The 14838-nt window shown below is 42.1% G+C and carries 12 protein-coding genes; 10 read left to right on the forward strand and 2 right to left on the reverse strand.

Annotated elements, in window-relative coordinates; genetic code table 11:
* Nucleotides 1-474: 474 nt before the first annotated feature.
* The 7 genes from NG55_RS17965 (at nucleotide 475) to NG55_RS17995 (ending at nucleotide 5601) form a co-directional block, all read left to right on the forward strand.
* Nucleotides 475-1353, forward strand: coding sequence for an MlaA family lipoprotein (locus NG55_RS17965; RefSeq protein ID WP_065344015.1), 879 nt, complete (start codon nucleotides 475-477; stop codon nucleotides 1351-1353).
* A 130-nt stretch (nucleotides 1354-1483) separates the two neighbouring features.
* Nucleotides 1484-2452, forward strand: a complete 969-nt coding sequence (gene gigA / locus NG55_RS17970; protein WP_016542096.1) for an RsbU family protein phosphatase GigA — start codon at nucleotides 1484-1486, stop codon at nucleotides 2450-2452.
* A 102-nt stretch (nucleotides 2453-2554) separates the two neighbouring features.
* The gene (gene gigB / locus NG55_RS17975; RefSeq protein WP_016542095.1) at nucleotides 2555-3076 is read left to right on the forward strand and encodes an anti-anti-sigma factor GigB; all 522 of its coding nucleotides are present in this window, start codon (nucleotides 2555-2557) and stop codon (nucleotides 3074-3076) included.
* Between the two features lie 28 nt (nucleotides 3077-3104).
* Nucleotides 3105-3929 carry a carbon-nitrogen hydrolase family protein gene (locus tag NG55_RS17980; protein ID WP_016542094.1) on the forward strand — a complete coding sequence of 275 codons (825 nt, stop codon included), beginning with the start codon at nucleotides 3105-3107 and terminating at the stop codon, nucleotides 3927-3929.
* Nucleotides 3930-4140: 211 nt separating this feature from the next.
* Complete coding sequence (locus tag NG55_RS17985) at nucleotides 4141-4503, forward strand: DUF4951 domain-containing protein (protein WP_016542093.1); 363 nt, start codon at nucleotides 4141-4143, stop codon at nucleotides 4501-4503.
* 138 nt (nucleotides 4504-4641) lie between these two features.
* On the forward strand, nucleotides 4642-5079 hold the full coding sequence (locus NG55_RS17990) for a MarR family winged helix-turn-helix transcriptional regulator (RefSeq protein WP_065344016.1): 438 nt from the start codon (nucleotides 4642-4644) through the stop codon (nucleotides 5077-5079).
* A gap of 87 nt (nucleotides 5080-5166) precedes the next feature.
* A complete protein-coding gene (locus NG55_RS17995; RefSeq protein WP_016542091.1) occupies nucleotides 5167-5601 on the forward strand; it encodes an organic hydroperoxide resistance protein in 435 nt (144 codons plus the stop codon).
* 68 nt (nucleotides 5602-5669) lie between these two features.
* On the opposite strand, the gene gspE is transcribed toward NG55_RS17995, so the two are convergent.
* Entirely contained in the window at nucleotides 5670-7160 is a 1491-nt protein-coding gene (gene gspE / locus NG55_RS18000) for a type II secretion system ATPase GspE (protein WP_016542090.1), read from the reverse strand.
* A gap of 93 nt (nucleotides 7161-7253) precedes the next feature.
* On the opposite strand from gspE, the gene NG55_RS18005 reads away from it, so the two are divergent.
* Complete coding sequence (locus NG55_RS18005) at nucleotides 7254-8075, forward strand: hypothetical protein (RefSeq protein WP_004655616.1); 822 nt, start codon at nucleotides 7254-7256, stop codon at nucleotides 8073-8075.
* 9 nt (nucleotides 8076-8084) lie between these two features.
* The gene (locus NG55_RS18010) at nucleotides 8085-9002 is read left to right on the forward strand and encodes a mechanosensitive ion channel family protein (protein ID WP_065344017.1); all 918 of its coding nucleotides are present in this window, start codon (nucleotides 8085-8087) and stop codon (nucleotides 9000-9002) included.
* On the opposite strand, the gene NG55_RS18015 is transcribed toward NG55_RS18010, so the two are convergent.
* Nucleotides 8999-11851 carry a DUF2339 domain-containing protein gene (locus NG55_RS18015; protein WP_065344018.1) on the reverse strand — a complete coding sequence of 951 codons (2853 nt, stop codon included), beginning with the start codon at nucleotides 11849-11851 and terminating at the stop codon, nucleotides 8999-9001. The genes NG55_RS18010 and NG55_RS18015 overlap by 4 nt on opposite strands.
* 188 nt (nucleotides 11852-12039) lie before the next feature.
* Between NG55_RS18015 and polA the strand changes: the two genes are divergently transcribed.
* Nucleotides 12040-14805: a DNA polymerase I gene (polA, locus tag NG55_RS18020; protein ID WP_065344019.1), complete on the forward strand. Its 2766-nt coding sequence runs from the start codon at nucleotides 12040-12042 to the stop codon at nucleotides 14803-14805.
* The last annotated feature ends 33 nt before the right edge of the window (nucleotides 14806-14838 follow it).

Below are 14838 nucleotides of genomic sequence, written 5' to 3' on the forward strand. Positions count from 1 at the left end.
TTCAATCAATGAAATATTTTCGATTGATCAACTAGTAAAAATCCACACAAGTTGTTCTTCTATTCTCTTAATGATCTTCTCAATGATTCGTCATCATCAAGCTAGGTCGGCTATATTACTCTCAATTTCTTAAAAGTCAACAGGTAATTTAGATATTTAATAAACTTATCAACCAACCCAAGAATCCAACTACTTTAGCCAAACCCTTGTTTCTCAACAAGTTTTTATCTGCATCACCGCCGATGGATGTGCATTCTACAGTATTTCAGTTCAGGTGCAACCCCCTTTTTTAACTTTTTTATCCGAGTGAACATTTTTAAACCAAAATCACAATTTTTCTTATATTTTTCGACCGAATTTGTTTTAATAATAAGAGAACAACTAAACTATATGCTCATCTCTATGTTTCGCGTTCAATAGCGCAATCATTTTAATGGCTGTATTATTTCGCTCTCACAGCGATTAAGGACTTATATGCATTACTCAAATTTTATCTTGCTTGGGTTGTTAACTGCTGGAGCATGTTCATCAGTATTCGCACAAGAAACTCCCAGCGATTCAGCTAATGCTGTAGCAAGCCAAATCACTGCAGAGCAAAAGACCTCAACAATTCAGGCCATCAAAGATTTAAAGCATTTAACTAAACATGACTTAAAAGTGAATGCGAATGCAGCACAGCCTGATTCGGTGAAAGACCCCTTACAACCATTAAACCGTCAAATCTATGCCTTTAATGATATGTTAGACCGCAACTTATTAAAGCCTGTTGCAATCCAATATGTTGCTAAAGTACCAGAACCAGTGCGTAGTCCATACCGTCAATTTCGCAAAAACTTAGGCGAACCTTGGAATGCAGTTAATCAGCTCATGCAAGGCCGTCCGACACGCGCAGCAAAAACCTTAGGGCGTTTTACTGTCAATACTTTAACAACTTTAGGTTTTGCCGATCCTGCCCGACGTTTAGGTTTAAATACAGAAGAAGAAAGCTTTGGTGTCACTCTAGGCTATTATGGTGTTCCATCAGGTCCATATGTGATGTTACCTTTCTTCGGTCCAAGTACATTCCGTGATGGTTTTGGCTTAGCCGCAGATAGTTTCGGTCGCCCGCAAAAATACCTATTAGATGATCAAGAAGGTATTTATTGGTCAACCAATCTATTACAAGCTGTTGATGCACGTTCGCAAATTCTTGATATTGAAGAAAGCTTAAAAGGCGACAAGTATTCAATGATCCGAGACTTTTATTTACAACGTAAAGCCTTCCAGATTGCTGAGAAACGCGGTGATTCAGATGACGTTTCTTTTGTTGGTGATTCAGATGATGTCGATGACAGTTCTTCTGATGAAAAATGATTAAATTAAAATAATGTTTTACAAACTTATGTATTGCCAGAGAATTTAAACTCTGGCAATACTATATCCAAGGTCATCTTTCATCTATGATGAATTTTAAATGATCATACAAAGGATTGGCTATTCATCTATGTATTTCATTCAACCCACGCGTTCCATACCTTGTTTAGATCAAGCTTTAACTGAATTACCCAGTTTGCAGATGATTCAAATTGATGATTTAGATTTGTATGATCAAACCATTATCGCGATTGCAGATGTCCAAGATTTTTTAAAATATCAATGGAAACTCCCTACAATTGTGCTTGCGTTTGAACATGAAGGCGCAGCGCTGGCACAAGCATGGGAATTAGGTGCTTTGGCAGGTTGGATGTGGGATAGTTTGCCTAAAAATCCAGTGCACTCCTTATTTAAAATAGATGCGCAATACAAACGTAATCAAGACAGTCGAGATTTACCATCTGCCGCTGAATTACAAAAACGCCTGTTACCCAACCCGATCGAATTACCCAATTATCAATTTGAATCCTTTTTTCAACCTTCTGCCTACTTATCAGGTGACTGGTATGATTATTGGCGTTTAAATGATGAAGAAGTTTTATTCTATCTTGCTGATGTATCGGGTCATGGAGTCACCAGCAGCCTCTTAACCTCATGGATGGCTGCATTTCATGGTCGTTCAAAAACTCCGAGCCAATTGATCCAGAAACTGAATGCCATGCTCGTGCAAGAAAATATTGAAAAGCACATTACCATGGTGGCAGGGATCTTAAACTTGGTCACACATGAAGTTCGTTGGTCAAGTGCGGGGCATTATCCTCCCCCCATTATTTTTGAACCTAATCAGCCCCCTCAAATATTGACCACCAGCAGCTTCCCACTCGGACTTACTGAAGAACTTGAAGTCGAAGAACATCATTGTCGATTAAGTCGTCACGCACGGTTTATTTTATGTTCTGATGGCGCTTTAGAACCATTTGATGGTGGTTTGAATGATCAGTTTAATCAATTGGTCGAACACTTGCAAAAAGACTCCTTCAAAGCACCTGATCATGTAGCAGATGACATTGCAATCTTAAGCTTGCGTCGAATGAATTAATTTTAAAATCAATAATTTAATTAAATCACATACTGCAACCACTTGTGTCTACAATACCACTATGGGATAATTTTATATCCTTTCTCTGAAAATGGCATTTATATGTCAACAGGTCATGTTGAATATGCAAGTTTGAACGGAACGCATATTTTCAAGCTTATTGGCGAAGTGCGTGCTCACTCTTGTATAAGTCTAGACAAACTACTCAACAGAATTGAACAACAGCAAAATGTTGTTGGTGCAATCGTTGATTTAACTGAAACCACGTTTATTGACAGTACTGTTTTAGGCATACTGGCAAAATTGGGTTTAAAGCTTAAGCAAGCTCATCACATACAAGCAGTTATGCTATCGACAAATCCAGATATCACCACCCTGGCCAATAGTATGGGGCTCGGGCAGGTCTTTGTGATTTTAAATTACTGCGGTGATCCAAGTGTATGCACGCTAGAGCTTACAGAAGAGCAAGTCACACATAGTGCCATGCTCAATACCGTGCTCGACGCACACAAAACACTGATGCGCTTGAACGAAAACAACCAAAATATGTTTGAACCACTGGTTAAGCAATTGCAAAAAGAGCAAGATTGCTTAAATCTCGACGTACAAAAACAAAACGCTTGATCGTTAAACTCAGTATCGTGATCCCCCTATGACCTTACTTTCCGTTGCACAGATGAATTCTCAAAATGACATTGAAGCAAACTTCGATGTCATTGAGTCATTAATCCAGCAAAGTAAGGCTCAGGCAGCCGAGCTGATTGTTTTCCCAGAGAATTTTGTTTGTTTTGCAGCAGGGAAACAACGTGAAACTGCTGCACAATTCGAAAGTATCCAAGCACGCCTAGAACTATTGGCACATCGTTATCAAATCTGGATCATTGCAGGTACACTCCCATGCCCGTTCCGTCCAGATGGCTCGGTTATTCAAGATGGTCGTGTGCGTACGGTGAGTTTGTGTATTAGCCCTGAAGGGACTGAAGCACGCTATGACAAAATCCACTTGTTTGATGTACAAGTGGGTGATGCAGTCGGTGGTTATCAAGAATCTAAATTCTTCGAGCCAGGCGATCAAGTCGTGGTTGCCAAGACTCCTTTTGGTCATATAGGTCTCATGGTCTGCTACGACTTACGTTTTCCAGAATTGGCTTTAACTTTACGTCAGCAAGGGGCCAATATTTTAACCGCCCCCGCTGCTTTTACTTACACCACTGGCCAACTTCACTGGCAATTGCTGTTACAAGCACGTGCTATGGATAGTCAGTGTTATGTTTTAGGTGCAGCGCAACAAGGCTGGCATGGTGAACACCGTCAAACTTGGGGACATGCGGGTATTACTGATAGCCGTGGTCAACTTCTGCAAAGCATTGAGACTGAAGGACATGGCTTAATCACCAGCGACTTTGACCTTGAACAACAAAATCAGGTTCGTCTGGCAATGCCGTTGATGCAACATCGCAAAATTATCCATTATTAATCTTTCTTCTCTACATCCTCTACTTCAAATTGCATATTGTATAAAATACATTCAGCCAGAGGTAATCTGACTGAGATGATCAAATTTTCTAAATGTTTGATCTATAGAATCATGATTTAATACCAATTATTGATCATCGTAGAACAAGCTCAAACGATTTTGGCCTATGAATGATGTAACATCGTCAATTAATTCTTATTAAGTTTTATTCATGTTTAGATTGATTCTGATTTTCTTTTTTTTGGGGATAACCGCACCACTTCATGCTTCATCGCTTGATCTCGATGGGGATGAGTCCACGCAATCTTCACAGGTTTTATCTACACCACAAAATTTATCTTTGAATGCTTTTGGACAATGGGTCATTGGCTGGGGAACTGGCGCTGAAGGTGCAAGACAAAGATTAAGTAATATTCGACGTGAAGATGTCGCAGTGATTAAACAAAAAGGGACGACCTTAGACATGATCAAAGCTTGGCAACAGCACTTCGAACTAGAAGCACAAAATAACCTCAGTAACCCAACTGCAATTTATAGAGCACGACTGATGAAAAAAATTGCTGAGCTGTGGTAAGCACCCATTGAAATACCGCTTAGAGTGCATAAGTTTTTACGGCTTATGCTTTTTTGATTTGAATTGATACCTAAACTACTTAGGTAATCGATCAGACCACGATATACTGATCCTATTCAATTACCATTTGAGGGCTGCATGGGCGAAGAACATCCACAACTGTTATTAGACAATCAGTTATGTTTTCTGGTTTATTCGACCAACCTTGCCTTGCACCAAGTTTATCGCCAATTACTGACACCACTTGGCTTAACCTACCCCCAATATCTAGTAATGCTGGTGTTATGGGAAAAGGATCAGTTGTCCGTTTCAGACATCGGTGAACGGCTATTTTTAGAATCATCGACACTTACACCATTACTCAAAAAACTTGAAACAGCAGGCTTGATTAGCCGTAAACGTTCTCTTAAAGATGAGCGGCAAGTGATCATTGGGCTTACAACACAAGGACACGCCTTACAATTACAAGCGATTGATATTCCAAATCAATTGGCTCAAGCGGCATCCTGTTCACCCACAACACTATTGGCATTAAAAGATCAGCTTTCAGAACTTCGCAGCAATCTAAACAAATAAGTTTAAAATTTACACAACAGCAACTTGTTTTTTAATTTATATCGTGTACGATTTAATTGCATTCAATATTATTCAGGAATAATAATCATGTCTTTAGAAAAAGTGGTGTATCGTGCGAAAGCAAAAGCAACAGGTGGTCGTGATGGACGAGCAACTTCTTCTGACGGTGTTTTAGATGTTCAGTTAGGCGTCCCTAAAGAAATGGGCGGCGCTGGTGGTGCGGTTACCAATCCAGAACAACTGTTTGCAGCAGGCTATTCAGCCTGTTTCTTAGGTGCCATGAAGTTTGTTGCGAATCGCGATAAATTTAAAATCACCAAAGATGCCTATGTTGAAGGTGAAGTCGGTATTGGTCCGATTCCAAATGGTTTTGGTATCGAAGCGACTTTAAATGTGTATTTAATTGGCATGGAACAGGCAGAAGCTGAGCAACTGGTTGCTGCTGCACACATTGTCTGCCCTTATTCAAATGCAACCCGCGGCAATATTGATGTGAACTTTAATATTGTGACGACCGAATAAACATTCAGCTTTCCCAATAAAAAAACAGCATGGATGATCCATGCTGTTTTTTTTATACCTGAATTTAGTTATTCTTCGGCAGCTTCATTGGTGACACGAAGTACTTCTTCTAAAGTGGTCTTCCCAGCTAATACTTTAAGTAAACCATCATCACGAATCGAAGCAGCATGACGACGTGCATGATTTTCCAATTCATACTCAGCTGCATTGCCATGAACCAAACGGCGCATCGATTCATCTACGGGCACAATTTCATAAATTGCGGTTCGCCCACTAAAGCCGACATGTGAACATTTTTCGCAACCATGCGGCTCTGGTAGCTGCATATATTCATCCACTTTAAGGTGCTGGAACACTTGGCGCTCAAAATCATCAGCCTTACGCCAAGTGACACAATGCGGACATAAAGTTCGCACCAAACGTTGTGCAATCACCCCAATCAAAGAACTCGCCAATAAGAAAGGCTCAATTCCCATATCTTTCAGACGCGTCACCGCACCAATCGCAGTATTGGTATGCAGTGTTGATAAAACCAAGTGACCAGTTAAAGAAGCTTGCACCGCAATTTCAGCTGTTTCCAGATCACGAATCTCACCCACCATCACCACATCAGGATCTTGACGTAACATCGCCTTAAGCGCACGTGCAAAGGTCATATCAACTTTGGTATTGACTTGGGTCTGACCAATACCTTCCAACTGATATTCAATCGGATCTTCAGCGGTCAAAATATTACGAGTATTGTCATTCAGATCGGATAATGCCGCATATAAGGTGGTGGTTTTCCCCGAACCTGTTGGGCCTGTCACCAAAATAATGCCATGTGGACGATGAACCAATTGAGTTAGGCGTTCATAATCGTTCTGCATTAAACCTAAATGGGTCATGTTTAGACGCCCTGCTTGCTTATCCAGCAAACGCATCACTACACGTTCACCATGCGAAGACGGTAAAGTCGAAACACGCACATCCACTTCACGCCCTGCAAGACGCAATGAGATACGACCATCTTGCGGAATCCGCTTTTCGGCAATATCCAGTTTCGCCATAACTTTGATACGTGACACCAACAACGGTGCTAATTCGCGTCGCGGCTGTACAATTTCACGCAATTGTCCATCGACACGCAAGCGTACCGAGAGTTTTTTCTCAAAGGCTTCGATATGAATATCCGAGGCGCCTACCCGAATCGCTTCTGACAACAAGGCATTGATTAGACGCACGATCGGTGCATCGTCCTCCTGATCCATCAAGTCTTCAGCTTCAGGCACTTGATCTGCCAAGCTTAATAAGTCTGGATGATCTTCCAAGCCTGCTGCAACTTGCTGCGACTCCCCGGTATCCCCTGCATAACTGGAACTCAATAAGGCATGAAACTCTTGATCAGTACAAAGTTGATCATGAGCTGATTTCCCCAAAATTCGACGAGCTTCCTGCAAAGCAATACGCGCGGTGTCCTTGCGTCGTACAATAAAAACTTGATCGCCTTCATAACGTAACAAAACGCCATGTCGTTTAGCGAAACTATAAGGAATTTGTATTTGTTTAAGTATTTGCATCACACAAATAATGATAAAAGAAAGCAGTGAGTGTACTCTAAGCAGATTACAGCGTGAAGTCTGTTTAGCATACTCACACAGGAATTTTGCATCTTGTCTCAAAATAATCAATATGAAGCGCCACATTCCAATACTTTGAAATGGTGGGGCGAACAACAATTTGAAATCCAGCAAACCAAAGCTTGGCAATTCGGTTCATTACTGTTTCGTCTGACACGCGGAATTAAAGAGTGGCGTTTGGAATATCATCGCCCACAATCTCAGCACGACTACGAGCAGCAATGGAAAATCCTGAACGATACTGAGTTTGCCATGCCGCCCCCAGCAAAAATTGAACGCTATATGTTTCATAAGACCAATAGTAGCTTTCATTTGATGCCTCGTTTGGCTGATCGTTCAGTGGTGATTCGACCAGTTGATCCAATTTATATTCCTGCGGGTCAACGCGGCACCTTATATATCAGTACGCCATTATGGATTGCAGGGATGGTGGATGGGCTCTCTGAACCTTTATTTGATATCCCTGTGATTCAACCCAAGGACACATGGTTTGGTAAAGATCCGCAGAATGGCGAGATTTGCTATGCTACTTCTGTCGATGGCCGTATTGATTTGAATCTACTTAAACCACGTGCTTTCCGAGCAGTGACACCGATTGAATTCCACAATACTAGTCATCACCAGTTACGCTTTGACCGGATGAATGTGCCCGTCCCTGCACTACCTTTATTTTATAGTGAGAGTACAGGTCGCTTATGGACCTCACAAATCAAAGTCTATTACGAAGGTACCGATCATCCCGCACGTATCCGAATTGAAAACAAAACGCCAAGCCCTGCGGGTGAAGTGATTTATGTGCATCCACCCCGCGCCCCAGGGAGCACCTTATTTAATATGTTCGATTCATTCTTTTAAGGGGTTGCCATGCCAAATTCAAATATTCCCAAAGATGTTGCTGGCAGCCTAACAAGTGTGTTCACCAACATTAACTTTGAGCGACTTAGTGAAATCGTGGTCGCGATTATTTTATGTTTCATCGGCTTCCTGATTGCACGTTTGGTTTCAAATGCCTTTATCCGCACGGTAGGCAGTCGCTTTAATGCCCACCAACGCCTGTTATGGCGTCGAGGTATTTTTTACTTCATCTTCTTGCTGTTCATTATGACCAGCCTTAGAGAAGCAGGCTTTAAGCTCAGTGTATTTTTAGGTGCAGCTGGGATCTTAACGGTTGCCTTGGGTTTTGCCTCGCAAACCTCTGCCAGTAACTTGATCAGTGGCTTATTTTTAATTGGTGAAGGCTCTTTTGAAGTCGGTGATACCATTCAAATCACTTTAATTCGAGGTCAGACCATCGAAGGTGAAGTGATTTCAATTGATTTACTTTCGGTTAAATTGCTCACACTCGATAATGTCTATATTCGTTTACCGAATGAACAATTGATCCGAACCCCTGTGATGAACTTATCCAAATACCCAATACGGCGTATTCCAATCACCTTGGCGATTAACTTCCATGAAGATATTATTAAAGTGCGACATGTACTGTTAGAAGTGGCAGCCAAATACCCACTGGTGATGGATGATCCCAAAGCCACCGTCACAGTGACGGCTTTTAGAGAATCCTCCATTGAGCTGTTATTTGCCGTATGGTGTCGTCAAGAAAACTCACTCAAAGTCCGCGATGAAATGCAGGAACGCATTCGTAATGGCTTTCTGGAAAATCAGATCGAAATTCCCGTACCGAAAATGGGTCTGATTGATCGACCTCTCCCTTTAGAGAATGATGAAGTCGATCAATATGCCAATCAAAAAGAACTTAAAAAAGAAAAGAAAGAGAGTTAACTTTCTTTCTTGGTTTCACTTAATGCAGGTGGCAATGGCGCGAGATAAGCAATCACCAACATGACCGCACCAGAACCAATAAATGAAATCACACGGGTTAAGGTGCCGCTTTGCGATAAATCTAATAACAACAGTTTCGCTACCACAATGCCTAACAAAGCTGCACCGACAAACCAGATTTGTCGGATGTGGCGGCGACTGGAAAAGGTCATCAGGATAAAGGCCAAGATCACCCAGAGCAGTGTCAAACTAAGTTGCACATCACCATTCGACCAAATTGCTGCGCTCCAGAATGGTGTTCCCAAATAATGGTGCATGGCTCGCACCACCACGCTACTCAACACCAACAAGCCAATGAGAATCGTGGTGACTTTAAAGCCCCATTCCATCGAACGCTCTGTACTAAAGTCATGCTGATAAATCACCCAGATCAGACCTGCAAACACCAGTAAAGACAGTAAGTCAGTGAAGTTAAGTAAAGGTAAGTAATAATATTGCTCAGCTGAATGCAGATCTAGACTGACTAAGACAAGCCACAATAAACTAAGACACCAAACAGGAGATTGCTGTAACAGCTGAGTATTTTTAGTAGCAAATAAAAAGATTGCAAAAAATACTGGAATTATGGCAAAACCAATCAATGGCATAATTGGGAAAAAAGCCAAACCTATAATCGCTAAATTGAGCCAAAAAATCGTTGCCCAAATCCCAAATCTACGCTGATCGACATCAATAACAATAGAAGCCAAAATAATCGTTGCCACAGAAAACTTTGCTTGCTGTAAACCTGTTGGCCAATGTAATTGCTGATAAATATTTACGGCGAAACTTTCAACATAAGCCAACGCAACCAGTGCACCAACAAATAATAGCTGCAAAGCACCCCATTGGGTTCGTGCATAACGCTTTACTACAAGACTAAAAACTGCAAGTAATCCACTTGCAATCATTAGATAAGGGCTCAAACCATGCCCTTGCCAATGTCGAAATTCAACCCCTGCAATCGCGCCTGAATATAGGCCAAGTACCAGAAATACACCACTCAGCATGCGTGCACTGAAATACTTCTCGACTTCTTGGTAATGTAATAAGTAAAAGGCCGAAATAAATTGAGCAAGTGCAAAAATCGCGGTACTTAAAATTGGGAAATGATCATTTGACCAAACTTGGAACAGTAATGCCACGGAACTTAATAACACCAATGCCACACCAACATAGCGACTTAATCGGTAACGTTCGGTCACGCCCCAGACAATCAATGCCGTTCCCTGAATCACCCAGCCTGTTGAAGTCCAATGTGCCCCTTTGGCCAGTGGGAAAATCAAGGCAACGAAGACCACAGCTAGAATAAAGAAACTTTTTGCCAAGATTGATAATTGTGGATGCTGGCGTTTAATCCAGATATTTAAACTGATATACACAATCGCGAGTGCAACCGCGCCCCAAGTGAGGGCTTGCGTCGAGTTATGCATTAAATAAGCATGTAGCGAAAAGCCCAATACAGGCACACTAAAAATCAGACCAACATCTAAAATCGGTTGTAAACGTTCAGGGGGCTGAGCTGTTTGTTGCTGCGTATTTTGAGCACGTAACATCAGTTGGCTATAACGAATACTGAGCCAAATAAATAACGCCATATGTAACCAGAGAATGATATCCAAAGTATCAAACTGCGTGGTTTTGGCATAAATCCCAATTGTTGCCCCACCAATAAACATGGTGGCAAAGAACGCAATCTGATGCAGGATTTTCCAAGGTTGAATAAAATTTAATGCTGCCACGGCCAAGTTAATGACAAAATAATAGCCAAACAAGAAAATCACATCAGGATGATTTTGTGGAATCACCAAGGGCGCTAGATAGGCCATGGTTAAAGCCAACATCGCTAAATATAAGGCTTGTTGCTTTAAACTCAGATAGACTGTCGCCGATAATAAAATCACAAATAAAACACTGGCCGTAGCTAAGCTGGCAATGACAGCGAAGTGGTGTGAGAAAATCAAGGTTAAGAAGATCACCGCTAGCCCTACACCTTGTAGAGCGACTGCAAATAATTGATTTTTCTTTTGCAGCAAATAACCAGCAGCGGTAGTGACGACACCTGCAATCGCGATAAAACTCAGTTTCACGCCGAGGCTGAGTTGCCAATGTTCACTGGCAAAACGTAACAACAACACCACGCCAACCATAAGGACTGCAACGGCAACTCGGAGAATTGGATTACCGTGTATCATCCAGTCCAGTGCAGGTTGCCACCAAGCTGGATGTTTTGGCTCAGAAGGATGGGCAGCAGAGCTAGAGTTCTGAAGTATTGGACTTTGAACTGATTCAGGTTGAGCCTGCATCCAAGCAGATTGTTGTTCAAAGTGAGAAGTGTTTGAAGCTGTTGTTTCAACTAATTCAACAGATTCATCAGTACTTGGAGCCTGTTGTTGAGTTTGAGTTGAAATATCAAGGCGTGCTGATTGGGTTGCATATTGCTCTAAATGCAGCAATCGCGTTTGAAAAGCACTAATGGTTTGAACCAAACACAAAAGCAATACCAATAGCGCCCCACCCGCAAGCCACATCCATGTATTGGCATAGGCAAATAACGCGACGAGTGCCGCACCGTATATCACAATTTTTTGTAGACCAATGCCTGCTGTCTGCACAAAATCGCTCGGTGCGGTCTGTTCAAGCTGAGACAAACGTTGATGTATTTCTGACAGAACGTGCACAATAACAACGGTCAATCCAATGCCAGCAGCAACAATCGTGCCTTGCCACTTCAATGCAATTGCAGCCGCAAGCAACACGGCCAAGCCAATTAAAACAACAATGAGTCCCTGTTTGTCTTTTTTATACATAGACTTATATCAATTATGACAGCTTCATTGCGGCTATCTTACTTGATCACTAGATAGGCAGGTATTGTTACATACAAAATACTGCAAATTTTAAACGACACAAGCAGCCGCTCTGCGTCCAGTTCAGATAAGACAGCCACCACTTTTTCACGTAAAATACCGAGTAATTTATAATTAGGATTTGCGCAATGCCACCTTTTGTCTTGGTTGACGGGTCTTATTTTTTATTTCGTGCTTTTCACGCCTTACCTCCATTAACCACGTCGACTGGCTTACATACCAATGCCATTCGGGGTGCAATCTCAGCAATTCAAAAACTGATGCGTCGTACCCAACCGACACATATGGCTGTGATTTTTGATACACCAGAGCCGACCTTCCGTCATAAATTATCGCCAATCTATAAAGGTGATCGCCCAAGCATGCCTGAGGAATTGTCACAACAAATTCCTTATCTGCACGCCTTGATCAAAGCGCAAGGGATTCCCTTGTATTTTCTTGCGGGTGCAGAGGCGGATGACATTATTGGGACTTTAACCAAACGTGCTTTGGCTGAAGGTCATCATGTCCTCATCTCGACAGGTGACAAGGACATGGCGCAATTGGTGAATGAACATGTCAAACTCGAAGACAGTTTTAAAGAACGTGTTTTAGATGAAGCTGGCGTTTTTGAAAAATTTGGAGTCCATCCACATCAAATCATTGATTATCTGACCCTCATGGGCGATGCGTCTGACGGTATTATGGGTGTTCCTGGCGTTGGTGCAAAAACAGCGGCAAAGCTGTTGAATGAATACGGCACACTCAACAATATCATTGCCAATGCTGATCAGCTCAAAGGTAAACTCAGCCAGAATATTAAAGATAATGTAGACAATATCAAAGTTGACCATCAATTGGCCAGTATTGTCTGTGATCTCGATCTTGCTTTGGATTGGCATGACCTGAAACTATCCAACCCAAATGTAGATCAGTTACGTGATCTCTATACTGAATTAGAATTTCGTAACCAATTACAATCATTAGACCATCCAAATAATCCGAATAGTTCTGCTTATCAACAAACCTCTCAAAGTATTGCCAAAGCGGAACAAAAAGCGGAACCTGTGGTTACCGAAGATCATGCCAATCTGTCTAGCCAAGATGATCAACTCGGTGAAGCTACCTATCATACCGTCCTGAATCAACAAGATTGGGATGTTTTATTGCAACGTATGCAGCAGGCCGATCATTTTGCGATTGACACAGAAACCACCAATCTGGATTATCGTTTTGCTGAACTGGTCGGTTTCTCGGTGGCGTTTGATGCCAAAGATGCTTATTACGTTCCTGTTGCCCACGATTATGAAGGTGCACCTGAACAGCTCAATCGCGAACAGATTCTTGCTCAAATCAAACCGATTCTTGAGAATGAGCAAGTCCGGAAAATTGGTCATCACCTTAAATACGATGCACATATCTTTGCCAATCACGGTATTACCATTGAAGGTTGGTATTTTGATACCATGCTGGCTTCATATGTATTGAATGCTGCGGCAACGCGACATGGTATGGATGACGTTGCTCGACTTTATCTCAGCCATTTGACCACGACCTTTGAACAAATCGCAGGTAAAGGGGCCAAACAAAAAACCTTTAATCAGATTGAGCTTGAAGTCGCAGCGCATTATGCCGCTGAAGATGCACATGTCACTTATCGTTTGTATGAAGTACTCGCAGCAAAACTGAAAGTCCATCCAGAACTGGTCAATATTCTACATAATATTGAAATGCCTGTTGCTCGTGTCCTTACGGGCATGGAAGAAGATGGAATTAAGTTAGATCACGCTTTCCTTGATCAACTCAGTGTTGAATTCTCTAAAACCATACAGAGCCTTGAAGCTCAAGCAGCCGAATTGGCAGGTGAAACCTTTAATGTCGCTTCACCCAAACAGGTCGGCGAGGTGCTGTTTGAAAAGCTCGGACTCAAAGGGGGCAAGAAAACTGCGACTGGCCAATACAGCACCAGTGAAAGTATTTTAGAAAAAATCGAACATCCATTGGCGGAAGTGATTCTTGAACATCGCAGCTTGGCAAAACTGAAAAATACCTATACCGATCGTTTGATTGAACAATCGCATGATACAACGCATCGTGTACATACCAGCTACCATCAGGCCTTAACTGCAACTGGACGTTTGTCTTCCACTGATCCAAACTTACAAAACATTCCAATCCGTACCCCGATTGGTCGTCAAATTCGTAAAGCCTTCATTGCACCTGAGGGTCGTGTGCTATTGGCTGCCGATTATTCACAAATCGAACTACGTTTGATGGCTCATTTCTCTCAAGATGATGCGTTAGTGCATGCCTTCCAGCAAGGTCAGGATGTGCATCGTCGTACCGCCGCTGAAGTACTTGGAATTGCCATTGAAGATGTCACCAATGATCAACGCCGCCAAGCCAAAGCGGTTAACTTTGGTCTACTCTATGGCATGTCTGAATTCGGTCTCACCCGTCAGCTCGGCTTTAGCCGTGAAGAATCGCGTAGCTATATCGCACGTTACTTCCAGCGTTATCCGGGTGTATTGGATTATATGGAGCGCACGCGCCAAATTGCACGTGAACAAGGCTTTGTGGAGACCATTTTAGGTCGTCGTTTATATACACCCGACATTATGGCCAGCAATAAAATGATCAAACAAGCGGCTGAACGTGCGGCCATCAATGCGCCATTACAAGGTAGTGCGGCAGATATTATTAAACTTGCCATGATTGCAGTCGATAAAATGCTACCTAAAGATCAAGCCAAGCTCTTGCTACAGGTGCACGATGAATTGGTATTCGAGGCTGATGCCGCAATCGCAGATGAACTTTCAAAACAAATTGCTGAAGTGATGCAATCTGTATTAGAAATTTCAGTGCCATTTGTGGTTGAAGTTGGGCAAGGTCTAAACTGGGACGCTGCCCACTAAGCACTTACGACCGCTCAATAAAAGTTTCTTGCA

The organism is Acinetobacter gyllenbergii (assembly GCF_001682515.1).
Classification (GTDB): Bacteria; Pseudomonadota; Gammaproteobacteria; order Pseudomonadales; family Moraxellaceae; genus Acinetobacter; species Acinetobacter gyllenbergii.